Genomic DNA, 16,934 nt, shown 5'->3' with positions numbered 1-16,934 from the left:
AGGTGTCACGGGACTGCCGGCTCTGGAGATTGCCACCCCGCTCCCGACCAGGCACATCGCGGCCAGCAGGATCGGGTAGGGCCCGCCCAGGCCGTGCCCCAGCGCGAGCCCGCCCAGCACCGGCGCCACGACCGGGCCGAGCTGCTGGGACAGCGCGAAGACCGCGTTGTATCGGCCGCGTAGTTCTTCCGGGGCCAGGTCGTTGGCCAGGGCCGGCAGTGTCGGCGACAGCAGAGCTTCGCCGAGCGCGAAGATGCCCAGCGCCGCGATGATCAGCGCCGGCCGGCCGGCGCCGGTGGCCAGGGTCAGCCAGGCGGCCGCGAAGAACGTGCCGGCCAGGGCGGCCACGCGCAGCCGGGAGCGGCCGCGGACCTTGGCCAGGATCGGCAGCTGGGCCAGCAGCAGCACGACGATGTTCAGCGCGAAGGCCAGGCCCGCCACCCGGGCCGAGCTGCCGCCCGGGCCGGTCACCCAGGCCGCGAACACCGTGCTGGTCTGGGCCAGTGCGAACACCGTGAACAGCGTGTTGACGGCGACCACGCCGAGCAGCGCCCGGTCGCGCAGGACCGGACGGTAGCCGCCGCGGCTCGTCGGCGGGGGCGGCAGGGTCACCCGGAGCGTCAGCATGGCCACGGCGAACAGGACGTACGACAGCGCGTCGATCAGCAGCACCGCCACGTACGGCCCCGGCGTCTCGCCCGCGGTCACCAGGCCGGCGATCAGGGCGCCGGCGCCGAAGGCCGCGTTCGCGCTCGTGTAGCGCAGGGCGAAGACCGCGCCGCGCTCCGCCGGCGGGGCCAGCCGGCTCAGCAGGGTGGCGAAGCTGTTCCAGGTGAGGCCGCCCGAGCAGCCGTAGACCACGGCCGCCGCGAACGCCGCCCACGCCGTCGTGGCCGGGGCGAACAGCGCGATGCCCACGCCGCCGAGCAGCAGCCCGCCGACGAACGCGCGCAGCGCGCCCACCCGGTCGACCAGCGGGCCGGTCAGGGGGACCACGACCAGGCCGGCCACCCCGATGGTGGCCAGGACCAGACCCGCGACCGGCAGCGGCAGGCCGCGGACGGCGTGCAGGTAGACCAGCAGGAACGGCATGGTGAGGCCGCTGCCCAGGCAGGACAGCGTGTTGACGCCCAGGGCGAGCCAGGCGTCCCGGCCGACCGGGGGCAGCAGTTTCCGCACCCGGTGGACGTTAGGCCCGGGGTCCGACAGTTCCGCCGTCGGCGACGGCCGCCCGGATCAGCGCGGCGACGGCCTCCATCGGGTCCTCGTCGGCCGTGCCCAGGTAGTTCTTGGTGATCGCCACCGAGAGTCCCAGCTCCGGGTAGCAGCCGGCCAGGCTGCCGCCGCTCCCGCTCCAGCCGATCCGGGCCCCGCCGAGGTGGGCGACGTACCCGGGGGTCTTGGGCAGGTCCCCGCCGAAGACCCGGTCCGGCCCGTGGGTGGCCACCGTGGTGATTTCCCGGAACCGCCGTGGCGAGACCAGCCGCACGCCGTCCACCTCGCCCATCAGGGCCGCGTACAGCCGGGCGAGGCCGCGGGCGCTCACCGTGGCGACCGACGGGATGTCGGCGCGCAGGATGTCCCGGCGGTTCGCCAGGGCCGCATCCGGGCGGACGCCGGGCGGGACGACCGCGGCGAAGTTCTCGACCCGCTCGCTGAGCGCCTCCAGCGCCGCGTGCCAGTTGCGGTCCTTGAGCCGGGCCACCCGGTGGAGCTGCTCCGGCGGCACGCCGAAGAACAGCTCCCGGTCGGCCTGCAGCGGCCGGGCGATGTCCTCGGCGAGCACCCAGGCGATCGGCCGGTGCACGGCCCGGCGCACCACCTCGCCGATCAGCCAGCCGTACGTCCACTGGTGGAAGCCGTGCGCGGTTCCCGGCCGCCACGCCGGGGCGGACCCGGCGATGGTCCGGCACATGTGGTCCCAGTCCAGCAGGTCCTCCGGGGAGGTGTACGACGGCAGCCCCGGCACCCCCGCCGCGTGGGTCAGCGCGTGCCGCAGTGTGGTCTGTTCCTTGCCGTGCCGCGCGTACTCCGGCCACACGTCGGCGATGCGCAGGTCGTAGTCGAGCTTGCCCTGCTCGGCCAGGACGTGCACGACCGTGCTGGTCAGGGCCAGGCCGGTGGCGAAGCTGAAGAACGGGGTGTCGGGGGTGACCGGCCGGCCGCCGGCCTCGTCGGCGAGCCCGGACACGGCGTTAACGATCGGCTCGCCGTGCAGGTACGCGGCCACCTGCACGCCGATCTCGCGGCCGGAGCCGACCAGCGCGTCGATCGCCCGTTGCACCCGCGCCTGGAGCCGGTCCGCGTCCCGCACGGCTCCAGCATGGCGTAGTTTCCGGCCCGCGCGGGCCGCTTCGGGTAAGGCGGGAGACGGCAAAGCGGTTGAGGCGGGGTCGGGTTAACCCTACTGTCGACTGGGCGGTCAGCGGGATCGGTCGGGAGGCGCGCAGTGCCTAGCGTCAACGGTATGACCACCACCTCCGCCACCGCCGGTTACGACCCGGGCCTGGCTCAGCGCCTGTTGCGCCGGCTGGGCCAGGACACCCTCTACCTCCTCGTCGGCTTCCCGCTGGGCCTGATCACGCTGGTCCTGTGCGTGGTCGGCTTCTTCTTCGGCGTCGGCACGATCGTCATCTGGATCGGCCTGCCGGTGCTGGCCGCCACGATCATGATGGCCCGTGGTTTCGCCACCGTGGAACGGGCCCGCCTGGCGCCCGTGCTCGGCCGCCGGCTGCCGCACCCGGTCTACAAGCGCGCGGCGGCGGACGCCGGCGCCGTCCGGCGGGTGCTGGTCCCGCTCAGCGACGGGCAGTCGTGGCTCGACCTGCTGCACGGCATCTTCCGGTTCCTGCCCAGCACCATCGGCTTCGCCTTCGCGGTCGCCTGGTGGGCCGGCGCGCTCGGCGGCCTGACCTTCCCGCTGTGGGACTGGTCGATCCCGCGCGGCCCGGACAACCAGGATCTGCCGGAGCTGCTCGGTCTCGGCGAGGCGTACTCCACCCGGATCGTCTTCTACATGGCGCTGGGCTTCTTCTTCGCCGGCACCCTGCTGCCGATGCTCCGGGGGCTGGCCCTGCTCGAGGCGGGTTTCGCCCGGGGCCTGCTGAGCGGCGTCAACGAGCTGCGCGAGCAGGTCGCCTCGGCCGAGGCGGCCCGGGACACCGCGCAGGCGCAGAAGGCGGCGGCCGTCTCGGCCGAGGCGACCGCGCTGCGCCGGCTTGAACGCGACATCCACGACGGCCCGCAGCAGCGGCTGGTCCGGCTGGCCATGGACCTGGGCCGGGCCCAGCAGCAGTTCACCACCGACCCGGAGGCGGCCCGGGCGACGGTCGCCGAGGCGCTGGCACAGACCCGCGAGACCCTGGACGAGCTGCGCGCGCTGTCCCGCGGCATCGCCCCGCCGATCCTGGTCGACCGCGGCCTGCAGGCGGCCCTGACCGCGCTGGCCGGCCGCAGCACCATCCCGGTCGACCTGGACGCGCCCCCGATCGCCCGGCTGGAGCCGGCGGTGGAGACGACCGCGTACTTCGTGGTGGCCGAGGCGCTGACCAACGTGGCCAAGCACAGCCACGCGGGGGAGGTGCAGGTCAGCGTCCGGCGGGCGCCGACCGGGCTGCTCATCACGGTCGCGGACGACGGCGTCGGGGGAGCGAGCCTGGCCAAGGGGCACGGCCTGGCCGGCCTGGCCGACCGGGTCGAGGCGGCCGGCGGCGTGCTCAGCCTGGAGTCCCCCGCGGGCGGGGGCACCACCCTGACCGTGGCCCTCCCCCTGGAGGACCCCCGCAGCGCCTAAGATCGTCGGCATGCGGGTGGTGATCGCTGACGACGCCGTGCTGTTGCGCGAGGGTCTGGTCCGGCTGGTGCGGGAGAACGGCCACACGGTGGTCGCGGCGGTCGGCGACGGCCCGTCGCTGGTCGAGGCGATCGTCACGCACCGGCCCGACGTGTCCATCGTGGACGTGCGGATGCCGCCCACCCACACCGACGAGGGCCTGCGGGCGGCGGTCGAGGCGCGCGGCAAGGTGCCGGGCAGCCCGGTGCTGGTGCTGTCCCAGTACGTCGAGGTCGAGTACGCCGACGACCTGCTGGCCGACCGGGCCGGGGCGATCGGCTACCTGCTCAAGGACCGGGTCTCCGAGGTCGCCGACTTCCTCGACGCGCTGAGCCGGGTGGCCGGCGGCGGCACGGTCCTCGACCCCGAGGTGGTGTCCCAGCTGCTGGTCCGGCGGCGCCGCGACGACCCGCTGCGCAACATCACCCCCCGCGAGCGCGAGGTGCTCGGGCTGATGGCGGAGGGCCGGTCCAACACCGCGATCGCCCGCAAGATGGTGGTCACCGAGGGCGCGGTGGAGAAGCACGTCCGCAACATCTTCACGAAGCTGGACCTGCCGCCAGACGAGGAGCAGCACCGCCGGGTCCTGGCCGTGCTGACCTACCTGCAGTCGTGAGCACGATCCCCACCCGGCGCGCCGTCGTCTTCGACATCGGCGGCGTCCTCGAGATCACCCCGGCCACCGGCTGGCCGGCGAGCTGGGAGCGCCGGCTCGGCCTGCCGGCCGGCGAGATCGGCCGGCGCTGCGCCGGGGTGTGGGCGGCGGGCGGCGTCGGGGAGATCACCGAGGCCGAGGTACGCGAGCAGGTCGCCGAGCAGCTGGGTCTCGGGCCGCGACAGCTGGACGCCATCATGGCCGACCTGTGGCGGGAATACCTGGGCACGCTCAACGAGGACCTGATCGCCTACGTCCGCAGCCTGCGCCCCCGCTGCCGCCTGGGCATCCTGAGCAACAGCTTCGTGGGCGCCCGGGAGCGCGAGCAGCACCTCGTCGACCTGGTGGACGAGGCCGTGTACTCACACGAGATCGGCCTGAACAAGCCGGACCCGAAAACCTTCGCCCTCGTCTGCGAACGGCTGCGCTCGCGGCCCGGGGACTGTCTCCTCGTGGACGACCACCCGCCGAACATCGCGGCCGCGGAGGCCTTCGGCATGCGGGCGGTCCTGCACACCGGCAACGCGTCGACGGTGGCGGCGATCGAGGCGCACCTGGCGGCGTAGGGCTAGCCCTACCCTCGACCGGCCTGCTCGCCGGATCGATACCGGGGTCCCCGCTCCCTAGCGTCAATCCCCATGAAGCACAGGGAGAATGTCACCGGATTCGCGGCCCGGGTCGCGATGTGGAGCGCCCGGCACCGCGCTCTCGCCATCGTCGGCTGGCTCGTGTTCGTCGTCGGCGCCACCGTCCTCAGTGGTCAAATCGGGACGCTGGAGGCCACCGGGTCCGATCAGGGACACGGGGAGTCGCGGCGGGCCGAGCAGATCGTCGAGCGGGCCGGCTTCCCGGAGCAGCCCGCCGGGGAGATGGTCATCGTCCAGGGCGCCGACCGGGACGCCGCGGTCGCCGAGGTCACCAAGGCGCTCGACGGGCGGCCCGAGGTCGGCGGGATCGCCGAGCCGGTCGCGTCGGCCGACGGGCGGGCCACGCTGGTCAGCTTCACCATGACCGGGGACCCGGAGACCGCCATGGACCGGGTGCAGCCGCTGCGGGACGCCGTCGCGCAGGTCCAGGAGAGGCATCCCGGGCTCTTCATCGCCGAGGCCGGCGACGCCAGCGCCGACAAGATGTTCTCGGACACCCTCGACGCGGGGCTGTCCCGGCTGTCGATGCTGTCCATCCCGGTCACCCTGGGCATCCTGCTGGTGGCGTTCGGCGCGGTCGTCGCCGCGCTGATCCCGGTGGGCCTGGCGCTGACCGCCATCGTGGCCGCGATCGGCTTGCTCGCGGGGGCGAGCCGGCTCGCGCCCGCGGTCGACACCACCCAGCACGTCCTGCTGCTCGTCGGCCTGGCCGTCGGCGTCGACTACTGCCTGTTCTACATCCGCCGGGAACGCGACGAGCGCCGCGCCGGGGCCGACCCGCACCGGGCGCTGGTGATCGCCGCGCAGACGTCCGGGCGGTCCGTCTGGATCTCCGGCCTCACCGTCATCGTCGCCATGGCCGGCATGTTCTTCACCCAGGACGCCACGTTCGCCAGCTTCGGGATGGCGACCATCCTGGTCGTCGCCACCGCCGTGCTCGGGTCGCTGACGGTGCTCCCCGCGCTGCTCTCGGCGCTGGGCGACCGGGTCGACGCGATCAAGATCCCGGGCCTGTACCGCCGCCGCGAGGGCCGGGTCTGGCCCGCCCTGCTGCGGGTGGTGCTGGCCAAGCCGCTGCTGTCGGTGGTTGTCGCCGTCGGGGTGCTGGCCACGCTGGCCGCGCCGGCGCTCGACCTGCGGACCCGGGGCGGCAGCATCGAGGACATGTCGCCGAAGCAGCCCACCGTGCGGACGTTCGTGGCGATCGCCGAGGCGTTCCCGACCGAGGTGGTGCCGGCCGAGGTGGTCGTCCAGGCGCCCAGCGTGCGCGGGCCGCGGTTCGAGGCCGCGCTGGCCGCCTTCCGCCGGGCAGCGGCGGCCAGCGGCCGGCTGCGCGAGCCGATCGAGGTGCGGGTCAATCCCGCCGGGACGGTCGCGGTCGTCACGGTGGGCCTGGCCGGCAACGGCAGCGACCGTACGTCGGAGAGCGCGGTCGACACGCTGCGGGCGACCGTCGCGCCGGACACCTTGGGCAAGCTCGCGGGGGCGACGGTGGCGGTCGGCGGGGACACCGCGGAGAACATGGACTTCAACACGCGGCTGTCCGACTCGGTGCCGTGGGTGTTCGGTTTCGTCCTGGGCCTGGCGTTCCTGCTGCTGCTGGTGTCGTTCCGGTCCGTGGTGGTCGCCGTGACCGGGGTGGTGCTCAACCTGTTCTCGGTCGCCGCCGCCTACGGGATGCTGGTGTTCGTCTTCCAGGACGGCCACTTCGAGTCGGCGCTGGACTTCAAGTCCGGCGGGGGCATCACCAACTGGATGCCGCTGTTCCTGTTCATCATCCTGTTCGGCCTGTCGATGGACTACCACGTCTTCGTGCTGAGCCGCATCCGCGAGGGCCACGACCGCGGCCTGCCCACCCGGCAGGCGGTCAGCGAGGGCATCGGCCGTACGGCGGGAGTGATCACGAGCGCGGCGCTGGTGATGGTGGCGGTCTTCGCCCTCTTCGCCACCCTGCCCCTGATCTCCACCAAGGAGCTGGGCATCGGCCTGGCGGCCGCGGTCCTGCTGGACGCGACGATCATCCGGGCCATCCTGCTCCCGGCCCTGATGAGCCTGCTGGGCGCGAAGAACTGGTGGCTCCCCCGCTGGCTGAACTGGCTCCCTCAGGTCGCCCACGACCTGCCCGAGGCGCCCACTCCGGCGCGCGAGGACCGCGAACTGGTCCCCGCTGCCTGATCCGCACCACGAGCGAAGAGCAGGGGTGGTCGCGGACGGCGACCACCCCTGCTCTTGCGAAACCTTCAGACCGGCGCACCCGCAACGGCCCGGACCGGCAACCCGATCGGGTCGTGGGTCACAGAGCCGTGGTGCGCGCGTACCCCAAAAAGGTCTAGGACTTGAACGCGTCCTTGATGTTCTCGCCGGCCTGCTTGAGCTTCGAGCCGGTCTGGTCGGCCTTGCCTTCGGCCTCGAGGGACTCGTTGTCGGTCGCCTTGCCGACGCCCTCCTTGACCTTGCCCGCCAGCTCTTCGGACTTGTTGTCAATCTTGTCGTCGGTAGCCATGGTGACCTCCAGGTGTGTGGCCTACGCACCAGGGATACCCGGGTCCGCGACGCGCAATCCTCGATCAGGCCGTCATCTGCCATTGGGGGGCCGGCATCAGCGACGCGGGTCCGCGCAGCAGCTCGCCCAGGCGGTCCGGCGCCATCGGCCGGGCGAAGTAGTATCCCTGCGCCGCGGTGTAGCCCAGGGACAGCAGCTGCTCCGCCTGTTCGGCGGTCTCCACCCCCTCGGCCACGGCGTGCAGTTCCAGCGCCCGGGCCAGCTGGATGACCGCGGCCGCGATCGGCGGGCGCCCGCCGGCCTGCGCCTGGGTGAACGAGCGGTCCAGCTTGATCTCGTCGATCGGGCAGTCGTGCAGCAGCGTCAGGGTGGAGTGGCCGGTGCCGAAGTCGTCGAGGGAGACCTTCACGCCGAGGGCCCGCAGCCGGTGCAGGTTGGTGATCGACTGGCCGCCCTCCAGCGCCATGGTCTCGGTGATCTCCAGGACGATGCGGCCGGCGTCCAGGCCGTGCTCGCGCAGCAGCGCCGCCACCTGGTCGGCGAAGCCGGGCTCGCGCAGGTCGCGGGCCGACACGTTGACGTTCAGCACGCCCGGCGCCGCGTCGCCGCACTCGGCGATCCAGGCGGCCAGCTGGGCGAACGCCGTGCGCATGACCCAGCGGCCGAGCGGCACGATCAGGCCGGTGCGTTCGGCCACCGGGATGAACGAGTCCGGGGCCAGCGCGCCGCGGTCCGGGTGGGCCCAGCGGACCAGCGCCTCGGCGCCGAGGATCCGGCCGTCGGCGAGCGCGACGATCGGCTGGTAGAGCAGGAAGAGCTGGTCGCCGGTGATCGCCTCGCGCAGCTCGGCGCCGAGGTGGGCGTGCTCGCTGCCGTGGGCCGCCATGGCCGGCTCGTAGTGCAGGTACGCCGTGCCGGCCAGCTTCTTGGCCGCGTACATGGCGATGTCGGCGTGCCGCAGCAGCACCGAGGGCTCGTCGCCGGTGTGGCCGTCGGCGATGCCGATGCTGGCCCGGATCGGCAGCTCGTGGCCGTCGGCGTAGACGGGCTGGCGCAGCGCGTTCATCATCCGCTCGGCGGCCAGGCCGGCGGCCCCGGGATCGGCGTCGTCGAGGACCACCACGAACTCGTCGCCGCCCAGGCGGGCCACGGTGTCGCCGGCCCGGACGCAGCCCTCCAGCCGCTGGGCCACGCCGATCAGCAGCTGGTCGCCGACCTCGTGCCCGAGGGTGTCGTTGACCTCCTTGAAGTCGTCCAGGTCGATCAGCGCCACCGCGACCGGCCGGGCGGTGGCGCCGGTCAGCGCCCGCTGCAGCCGGGTGTGGAACAGCACCCGGTTGGGCAGCTGGGTGAGCGCGTCGTGGGTGGCGCCGTGGTCCAGCCGGCTCAGCAGCCGGTTGTTGTCCCGGAAGGCGATGAGCTGGCGCACCACCACCAGCGCGGTGGTCAGCACCGCCGCGGCGACCACGGCCTGCTCGTCGGCCTCGCCGCGCAGCGTGACGGCGATCAGCAGGCCGTCGACGGCCGCCACCGCCAGGTACGGCAACAGGCTGAAGGACCGCCGCGGCGGGCTGACCTCGCCGCGACGCGCCCGCAGGGCGGCGCCGCGCTGCCGCATGGCGGCCAGGGTGGCGCAGAAGTACACGATCGGCGTGCCGACCATGTCGGGGAACAGCTGCGGGTCGGCCGCCGCGAACGGCGCCCGGAACATCGGCCCGACCGCGCCGATCAGCATGGCGGCGGCGATCAGCCGTAACGCCTCGTTGCTGACGTACAGGTGGCTGGAGAGCACGAACTTCGCCACCGCGAACACCGCCAGCAGGGCGATCACGGTGACGAACAGGGAGGTGAAGACGGCGGTGCGGTCGCCGCCGTCGAGCGCGTGGCGGGTCGCGTAGTGCCAGATGAACACCGCCGCCGCGATCATGAGCGTGCTGCCGTCCAGGAACACCCTCAACAGTTCGCCGGGGGACTGGCGGCCCAGCGGGAGCCGGAACAGCGCGTACATCACGGTGCAGACGCCGGCGCCGCAGAAGGCCAGCATGACCGGCCCGTTGTGCTGGCCGGTGGGGTCGTCGGTGGTCAGCACGTCGAAGATCTGGGCGGTGATCCCGATGCCGACGAAGCCCAGCGCGACGGACAGGTGCCGCCAGAAGCGCCGGGTGGGTGCGGACAGCGCGGGCGTACGGGCGGTGCGCCAGAAGGCCAGGAAGGTCACGATGGCGCCGGCGGTCGACGGCAGCCAGAGCAGCAGCTTGGGCCCGAACGGGTGCACGTAGTCGACGCTCACCATGAGCACGGCGAGAGCGGCGATCAGGCCCGAGGCCGGCACCAGCCGGTCCCGGTGCGTGGACGCCACCTCAGCCGTGCCCATGCGTCAGCTCCCTCACCCGTCGGTCTATCGTCCTGATCGGTAGCGGCGGGAAGATCGTGAGCGATTGCCCCGTCCCCGGGCGCCCGGAAACCGACAAAGAGTCCTTTGGCCCGGTACCCGGCACATTCCTCCGCCGGTCGTCTCCCGGCCCGCCGAGGTTCAAGATCGTCCCCTACAGTGGATCTTCGATCGCGGTGGCGCGGCGCGTGCGGCGCCCCGCGGCCCCCGGAACGAGGCCGGGGGTGGACGCCGCCACGTCCGCCCCCGGCCTCCCGGACGGCTCGGCTAGCGTGATCCCGTGGCGCACCCTGCGAAATCGAGGCCCCCCATGCCGGTCCTGGCGGCGATCTCGGCGGGCGGGGTCGTGGGCGCGGTGACCCGCTACGGCGTCGGCCTCGCCTGGCCGCACCGGCCGGGCGGCTTCCCGTGGTCCACCTGGCTGGTCAACGTCACCGGCTGCCTGCTGATCGGGGTGCTGCTCGTGCTGATCACCCGGCGGCGGCCGGACCAGCGCCTGATCCGCCCGTTCTGGGGCATCGGAGTGCTCGGCGGCTACACCACCTTCTCCACCGCGAGCGTCGACGTGCTCCGCGTCGCACCGGGCACCGGACTGGCCTACCTGGGCCTGACCGTGATCGGCGCGCTGCTCGCGGTCTGGGCCGGCACGGCGGCGACGGAGGCGGTGCTGCGCCGATGACGGTGCTGCTGGTGGCGCTGGGCGCGGCGATCGGCGCGCCACTGCGCCACCGCGCCGGCCGGGCGATCCGGGCCCGCCACGCGTCCACGTTCCCGTGGGGCGCGTTCACGGTCAACGTGGCGGGCTCGCTGCTGCTCGGCTACCTCATCGGGCTGCCGGTGGCGCCCTGGCTGGCCGCGGTCCTGGGCGCCGGGCTGTGCGGGGCGCTGAGCAGGTACTCGACGCTCAGCCCCGAGACCCTGCGGCTGGTACGCGACGGGGAACGGGCGCTGGGATCGGCGTACGCGGCCGGCAGCGTGCTGGCCGGACTCGGCGCCGCCTACGCCGGCCTGCTGCTGGCCCAGACGGCGGGCTGACCGCGCCGAGGGGGAAGGGTCAGTTGCGCACCGAACCGGTGGTGGTCCCGCGCTTGTCAGTTGCCACGCAGGTCACACCCCGGTCGCGCGACCAGGACTGGCGCAACGGGTGCAGGTAGAGCACCTGGGCGGTGGCGGGCGCCTCGGGCGCGTACGTCTTGAACTCCGCGTCGCAGCGCTGCTCCGCCTGCTCCTGCACCACGGAGTCGCCGGGCCACGGCCCGGCGGGAAGGTCGAAGGTCGCGTACACCTCGCCCTCGTGCGGCAGCCCGCAGGAAGTGACCGGCAGCTCCTCGACGCTGAGCGCGGTCTGCAGATCGGTGACGCAGTCGCCCGCCTCGAGCTCGGTGACCGAAACCGTGCCGCCGCCGGTCAACCCGCGCGCCGACTCGTTCCGGTCGCTGAGGACCCCGGCCGTCACGCCGACCAGGATCGCCAGGACCCAGCAGCCGGACAGGGTGAGACCGGCGATCGCCAGGCCGCGGCCGGTCTGCCCGCGCTTGCGGATCTGCACCAGCGCGACGATGCCGAAGATGACGCTGAGCAACACGCCACCGAAGATGCCGAAGATGAGCGACGCGATGGCGAAACCGCTGGTGCCGCCGGTGCCGGGGGGCGGATATCCACCCGGGGCCGGGGAGTAGGGGTGGGCGCCGTAAGGCTGGGTGCTCCAAGGCGCGTCCGGGGAGTAGCCGGGGTGTTGATGCGGTGCGGCGGCGAATGCGGGGGCCTGGGGGCTCCAGGCGGGGCCCGGCTCGGCCGGCCAATCCGTGGCGGGCTGGGGCACGGCGGGGGCGAGCGGGTCGGTGTTGGAGTGCGGGGCTGCTGTGGGATCGGCGGGGGGTCGCGGGGGGTGGTCGTTCACTCGAGGGACGCTAACAACCGGCAAGATTTTGCGTTGTCCCGTGACGGTTTCAACTCCGCATCGGCGTGGGGTTGGGAGTTATCGGTCACGGTGTTTGGCCAGGCTGCGGGGGTGGGCGTTTGTGGGACTGGCGGTTGGTGTCTGGTCTCTGTGGCAGGGGTCGGGGGTCAACTGGCGGCAGTGGCCAGGATTGAGTGGCGGCAGTGCAAAGGTCCACTGGCGGTGGTGATCGGAACCCACTTGCGGCAGGCGGGCAGCGCGCGGCGCGGCCACCACCCATCCGCGCCATCGCTATCTCGTGCGGATCTTGTGGCGTGCGGGTGGGTTCGTTGGCGGTGGCGCTTCAAGATCCAGCGAGAAAGAGACCTGAGGGTGTGGCAGCCGCAGGCGGCGGTGGGAAGGCCGAGCCGGATGGGAAGCCGGGCCCGAAGGCGGGTGTGACCCGCGGGATGCCGTCTTTGTTGTTGCCGATGAGTGGTCGCAACGCTACGTGCTGTGCGTCTGCCGCTTTCTTGTGCGGATCTTGTGGCGCGGGGGTGGGTTCGTGGGTGCTGGCGCCTCAAGATTCAGCGGGGAAAGCACTTTGGGGGTGCGGCGGGCTCGCGGGCGGCGGCAGAAGGCCAAGCAGGGGTTGGGAAGCCGGCACGAAGTCAGCACGACCGGCGGGATGTCGTCGTGTGAGCGCCGATGGGTGGTCGCGACGTCACTCGCTGGACGCCTGCCGATTCCTCGTGCAGATCTTGTGACGGGAGCGTGGGTTCGTGGGCCGTGCCGCCCCAAGATTCAGCGGGGAAAGGAACTTTGTGGCTGCGGCGGCCTCGCGGGCGGTGGCCGGAATGCTCCGCATGATCGGTAAGCCGAGCAGAACGCGGGGCGTGAAGCGGAGCGGGAAGCGGGCGCAAAGCCGGGCGCAAAGCCGGGCGGGAAGCGGGCGTGAAGCCGAGCAGGAAGCGGGCGCAAAGTCGAGTGCGAAGTCGGGGCGTAACTGGGGTGCGATCGGCGGGATGCGCGTTGCGTGCGCCGATGGAGATAGCGGCCCCACCCGCGGCGCGCTGGCCGCCTTCTTGTGCGGATCTTGTGTCGCGCCGACAATTTCGTGGCTGCTGGCGTCCCAAGATCCGGCAAGGAAGTGGACTTGAGGGCGCCGAGAATGCAGGCACCCATGTGGGGTCGCCATGCGCCCCGCGCTCCCGCGCTCCCGCGCTCTCGCGCACGGATCTTGTGGCAAGCAGGCGGCGCACGTGGCACCAGCGCCTCAAGAATCAGCAAGAACAAAGATCTTGAGATGTTGCGACCCCGCGGGGCGAGCGCGGCGAAGGGCCTGAGCGGGATTGGAAGGCTGCGCTCCCCGAAAGCCCGGCACGATCGCGAAGGCTGGACCGAGGAAAGGGGCACGCCATCCGCCCGGCCGAGCGAAAGCTGACCCGCCGCGACCCGCCGCGACCCGCCGCGACCCGCCGGGACCCGCCCGCTACCCGCCCGCCCGAGCGCACTCCTGAGTGCGCCGTTCAGCCCAGCAATGTCAGAAGGACAACTGAGCGCGGAACGACGACAGACCCAGACAAAGCCCTCAAGACGAGGGAAACAACAATTCCCCCATATCCACGTCATTGAGCGGCTCCGCGAAGTAATACCCCTGCCCCAGCTCACAATTCCCGTCCGTCAGCTCGCTGAGCTGCCCGGCATCCTCGATCCCCTCCGCGATCGTCGACAGGTGCAGGGCCTGGCCGAGCTGGATGATCCCCAGCGTCAGCGCCGCCGCGGCCGGTACGTCGCCGACATCGTCCACGAACGACTTGTCGATCTTGATGATGTCGATGGGGAAGCGGCGCAGGTACGCCAGGCTGGAGTACCCCGTGCCGAAGTCGTCGATCGCCAGGCGTACCCCCAGGCTCTTGATCTTTTCCAGCTGGTGCAGGGTCGACGGCCTGTGGTCCACCAGCAGGGACTCGGTCAGCTCGATCACCAGGCTGGTGGCCGGCAGCCCGCTGTTGCTCAGCGCCGACGCCACCACCTCGGGCAGGTCGGCCTGGTCGAGCTGCACCGCCGACAGGTTGACGCTCACGCTCAGCGGGCGGCCGTCCTCCCGTTGCTCGTTCCAGCGGGCCGCCTGCCGGCACGCCTCGCGCAGCACCCATTCGCCGATCGGGACGATCATCCCGGTTTCCTCGGCCAGCGGGATGAAGTCCAGGGGCGGGATGATGCCGCGTTCCGGGTGCTGCCAGCGGACCAGCGCCTCCAGGCCGGTGATCTCGCCGGTCCGGAGGTGCACGATCGGCTGGTAGCGCAGCTCGAACTCGTGCCGGACGACCGCCCGGCGCAGGTCGGCCTCCATCCGCAGGCCGGCCTGGAACACCGCCTGCATGGCCGGCTCGAAGATCTCGTAGCGGTCCTTGCCCTGCTTCTTGGCCTGGTACATGGCCAGGTCGGCGGAGACCATCAGCTCCTGGCCGTCGTGGCCGTGGGCGAGGCTGTGCGCCACCCCGATGCTGCAGCTGATGAAGGTTTCCTTGCCGTTGAGGTCGAACGGCTCCCGCATGGCCTCCAGGATGCGGCGGGCCACCGGTACGGCCTCCTCGAGCCCGTGCACCAGCGGCAGCAGCACCGCGAACTCGTCGCCGCCGAGCCGCGCCGCCATGTCCGCCGAGCGCAGGCACAGTTTGATCCGTTCGGCCACCGCGACGAGCAGCTGGTCGCCGGCGGTGTGCCCGAGGGAGTCGTTGACGACCTTGAAGCGGTCCAGGTCGACGAAGAGCATGGACACGCTGGCGCTCTCCTGCTCGGCCGTGGCGAAGGCGCGGTCCATCCGGGCCTGGAACAGCGCGCGGCTGGCCAGCCCGGTCAGGGAGTCGTGGAACGCCTCGTTCATCGCCTCCAGGGTGCGGGCGTCGGTCAGGGCCAGGCTGACGTGTTCGGCGAACGCGCGCAGGATCTCCTGGGCCGGCTTGTCCCAGTCCCGCGGACCGGCGTACGAGCCGACGGTGAGGCAGCCGACGACAGCGCCGTTCTCGTGCACGGGGATGGCCATCACAGCCTTCATGCTGGAGCGCACCACCTCGGGGATGGCGATCGGCGAGTTCGCGTAGTCCTCGACCATGATCAGTTCGTCGCCGAGCACGGCCAGGCCGGCGACGCCGGCCGAGTGCAGCGGGATGCGTTTCATCTTGGGCAGCACGGTCGGGGCGAAGCCGACGCTGGACACCATCGAGCCGACCGTCGGGTCGTCCTTCTCCAGCAGGTTCAGCGAGGCCATCTCCACCTCGAGCAGTTCGGCGGCGCCGGCGGTGATGGCGTCGAGGATCTGCTGGAGCGGGGCGCGGCGGGCGATCAGCCGCTGGATCCGGGTGAGGTGTTCGAAGAGTCGCTGGCGCTCCTGCAGCGAGTCGGCCAGCCGGCCGTTCTCCCGCGCCTGCCGGCGTTCCGACTCGATGACGTGCAGGGCCTGCAGGCTGAGCTCGAGCACCAGGGCCATGCCCCGGAGCAGGCAGACGTCCTCGTCGGTGAAGTCGCGGCCGGCGCGGCCGACGATCAGCGCGCCGGGCGCCTCGCCGCCCAGGGCCGCGGCGGTGACCTCGTACGTGGCGCCGTCCAGGTGCAGCGTGCGGTGGCGTCCGGCGGCCAGCTCGGTGAGCACTTCCGGGCGTACGTGGGCCGCGGGCACGCCGGCGGCGGCGACCACGTGACCGGCGATGACGAGCACGGCGACGTCGGCGTCGAGGGCGCGCGCCGCGCATTCGACCGCCGCGTACTGCGCGCCCGGCCCGTCCGGCCGGTCAGCGACCACGGAGAGGAACTCCGTCAGCTGCTGGGTTGCAAGCATGCCCATGACCAAGTCTGTCGGTTCGGCGGGTACGGAGCTGAGGCGTTCAGCGTGACCGTTTTCGGGCACGAGCGTGGCCGTTCCCACACGAGCGGCCCCGCCCGGGTCCGGTTGACGATCCCCGCGCGGCCCGGGCGGCGGCCGAACGCCCGATCGGGGCCGCCCCGGTGTACCGAGTTCACACCCTCGGGCAGAGCTCGGGCAGGATTTTCGATCATTCGGGCATGACCTTCGTCCGCTTTCGCCGGTCAATGGGATGATATGGCCGGGTGGCGACCGTACCGAAGCGGGCAGAGACACACCGAATCAGCCCGGTCTGTGATGGGGACCACACGTTTCCCCGGTGTTACAAATGGTCCACGGCAGCCGCGCACAAAGCGAATGCCAGGTGGGCGGCCGGAGGTGTGAATGTGAACGCGGAAGAACGCCAGCACCAGATCGTCGCCCTGGCCCGGCGCCACGGCGAGGTGGACGTCGCCAAACTGGCCGCCGAACTGACGGTTTCCGCCGAGACGATCCGGCGCGATCTGCGGCTGCTGGAAAAGCACGGGCTGCTGCGCCGTACGCATGGCGGCGCCTATCCAGTGGAAACCGCCAAATTCGAAACCGATCTGGCCATGCGGACCACCCGCGGGGTGCCCGAGAAACGGCGGATCGCCGCCGCCGCGGTCGCTCTGCTGGGCGACGCGGAGACCATCTTCATCGACGAGGGCTTCACCCCGCAGTTGATCGCCGAGGCGCTGCCGACCGACCGCCCGCTGACCGTGGTCACCGCCTCGCTGAACACCGCGGCCTGGCTGTCCACCTCCACCCCGGCCACCGTGCTCCTGCTCGGCGGCCGGGTCCGGGGCCGCACGCTGGCCACCGTCGACCACTGGGCCAGCGGCATGCTGGCCGGCTTCGTCATCGATCTGGCCTTCGTGGGCGCCAACGGCATCTCCCGCGAGGTCGGCCTCACCACCCCGGACCCGGCCGTGGCCGACGTCAAGGCCCACGCCGTCCGGGCCGCCCGCCGCCGGATCTTCGTCGGCATTCACACGAAATTCGGCGTGCGGACGTTCTGCCGTTTCGCCGAGATATCGGATTTCGAATCACTGGTCACGGACACCGGCCTGCCGGCGTCCGAGGCGCACCGCTATTCCCGGCTCGGCCCGCAGGTCATCCGGGTCTGACCGGAAAACATCT

General features: G+C 72.3%; 13 protein-coding genes. 7 read left to right on the top strand and 6 right to left on the bottom strand.

Annotated elements, in window-relative coordinates; translation table 11 throughout:
• The coding region (locus tag Ani05nite_RS40185; RefSeq protein WP_203777369.1) for an MFS transporter at positions 1 to 1,179 on the bottom strand (1,179 nt) is incomplete at its 3' end.
• A gap of 10 nt (positions 1,180 to 1,189) precedes the next feature.
• Complete coding sequence (locus tag Ani05nite_RS40180; RefSeq protein WP_203777367.1) at positions 1,190 to 2,314, bottom strand: serine hydrolase domain-containing protein; 1,125 nt, start codon at positions 2,312 to 2,314, stop codon at positions 1,190 to 1,192.
• Positions 2,315 to 2,467: 153 nt separating this feature from the next.
• On the opposite strand from Ani05nite_RS40180, the gene Ani05nite_RS40175 reads away from it, so the two are divergent.
• The 4 genes from Ani05nite_RS40175 to Ani05nite_RS40160 all read left to right on the top strand — a co-directional run bounded on the left by Ani05nite_RS40175 (position 2,468) and on the right by Ani05nite_RS40160 (position 7,309).
• Complete coding sequence (locus tag Ani05nite_RS40175; RefSeq protein WP_203777365.1) at positions 2,468 to 3,793, top strand: sensor histidine kinase; 1,326 nt, start codon at positions 2,468 to 2,470, stop codon at positions 3,791 to 3,793.
• Positions 3,794 to 3,803: 10 nt separating this feature from the next.
• Positions 3,804 to 4,448, top strand: a complete 645-nt coding sequence (locus Ani05nite_RS40170) for a response regulator (RefSeq protein WP_203777363.1) — start codon at positions 3,804 to 3,806, stop codon at positions 4,446 to 4,448.
• Complete coding sequence (locus Ani05nite_RS40165) at positions 4,445 to 5,053, top strand: HAD family hydrolase (RefSeq protein WP_203777361.1); 609 nt, start codon at positions 4,445 to 4,447, stop codon at positions 5,051 to 5,053. Before Ani05nite_RS40170 ends, Ani05nite_RS40165 begins: the two co-directional genes overlap by 4 nt.
• Positions 5,054 to 5,125: 72 nt before the next feature.
• Positions 5,126 to 7,309, top strand: a complete 2,184-nt coding sequence (locus tag Ani05nite_RS40160) for an MMPL family transporter (RefSeq protein WP_203777359.1) — start codon at positions 5,126 to 5,128, stop codon at positions 7,307 to 7,309.
• A gap of 154 nt (positions 7,310 to 7,463) precedes the next feature.
• Here Ani05nite_RS40160 and Ani05nite_RS40155 read toward each other — a convergent pair whose 3' ends face one another.
• Together Ani05nite_RS40155 and Ani05nite_RS40150 are read right to left on the bottom strand one after the other, a co-directional pair.
• Complete coding sequence (locus Ani05nite_RS40155) at positions 7,464 to 7,637, bottom strand: CsbD family protein (RefSeq protein WP_203777357.1); 174 nt, start codon at positions 7,635 to 7,637, stop codon at positions 7,464 to 7,466.
• Positions 7,638 to 7,701: 64 nt separating this feature from the next.
• A complete protein-coding gene (locus Ani05nite_RS40150; RefSeq protein WP_203777355.1) occupies positions 7,702 to 10,011 on the bottom strand; it encodes a putative bifunctional diguanylate cyclase/phosphodiesterase in 2,310 nt (769 codons plus the stop codon).
• A gap of 328 nt (positions 10,012 to 10,339) precedes the next feature.
• Between Ani05nite_RS40150 and Ani05nite_RS40145 the strand changes: the two genes are divergently transcribed.
• The gene (locus Ani05nite_RS40145; RefSeq protein WP_203777353.1) at positions 10,340 to 10,708 is read left to right on the top strand and encodes a fluoride efflux transporter FluC; all 369 of its coding nucleotides are present in this window, start codon (positions 10,340 to 10,342) and stop codon (positions 10,706 to 10,708) included.
• On the top strand, positions 10,705 to 11,064 hold the full coding sequence (locus tag Ani05nite_RS40140) for a fluoride efflux transporter FluC (protein ID WP_203777351.1): 360 nt from the start codon (positions 10,705 to 10,707) through the stop codon (positions 11,062 to 11,064). The genes Ani05nite_RS40145 and Ani05nite_RS40140 overlap by 4 nt, the downstream gene beginning before the upstream one ends.
• 19 nt (positions 11,065 to 11,083) lie before the next feature.
• On the opposite strand, the gene Ani05nite_RS40135 is transcribed toward Ani05nite_RS40140, so the two are convergent.
• Both Ani05nite_RS40135 and Ani05nite_RS40130 read right to left on the bottom strand, forming a co-directional pair.
• Complete coding sequence (locus Ani05nite_RS40135; RefSeq protein ID WP_203777349.1) at positions 11,084 to 11,929, bottom strand: DUF4190 domain-containing protein; 846 nt, start codon at positions 11,927 to 11,929, stop codon at positions 11,084 to 11,086.
• Positions 11,930 to 13,499: 1,570 nt separating this feature from the next.
• Complete coding sequence (locus tag Ani05nite_RS40130; protein WP_203777347.1) at positions 13,500 to 15,755, bottom strand: putative bifunctional diguanylate cyclase/phosphodiesterase; 2,256 nt, start codon at positions 15,753 to 15,755, stop codon at positions 13,500 to 13,502.
• Positions 15,756 to 16,018: 263 nt separating this feature from the next.
• On the opposite strand from Ani05nite_RS40130, the gene Ani05nite_RS40125 reads away from it, so the two are divergent.
• On the top strand, positions 16,019 to 16,921 hold the full coding sequence (locus Ani05nite_RS40125; RefSeq protein WP_239131100.1) for a DeoR/GlpR family DNA-binding transcription regulator: 903 nt from the start codon (positions 16,019 to 16,021) through the stop codon (positions 16,919 to 16,921).
• Positions 16,922 to 16,934: the final 13 nt, after the last annotated feature.

Origin of the sequence: Actinoplanes nipponensis (genome assembly GCF_016862275.1) — a bacterium.
In the GTDB taxonomy this organism is placed as follows: domain Bacteria; phylum Actinomycetota; class Actinomycetes; order Mycobacteriales; family Micromonosporaceae; genus Actinoplanes; species Actinoplanes nipponensis.
Note: the sequence above shows the minus strand (reverse complement) of the source record. Positions and strands in the feature narration are given on the sequence as shown.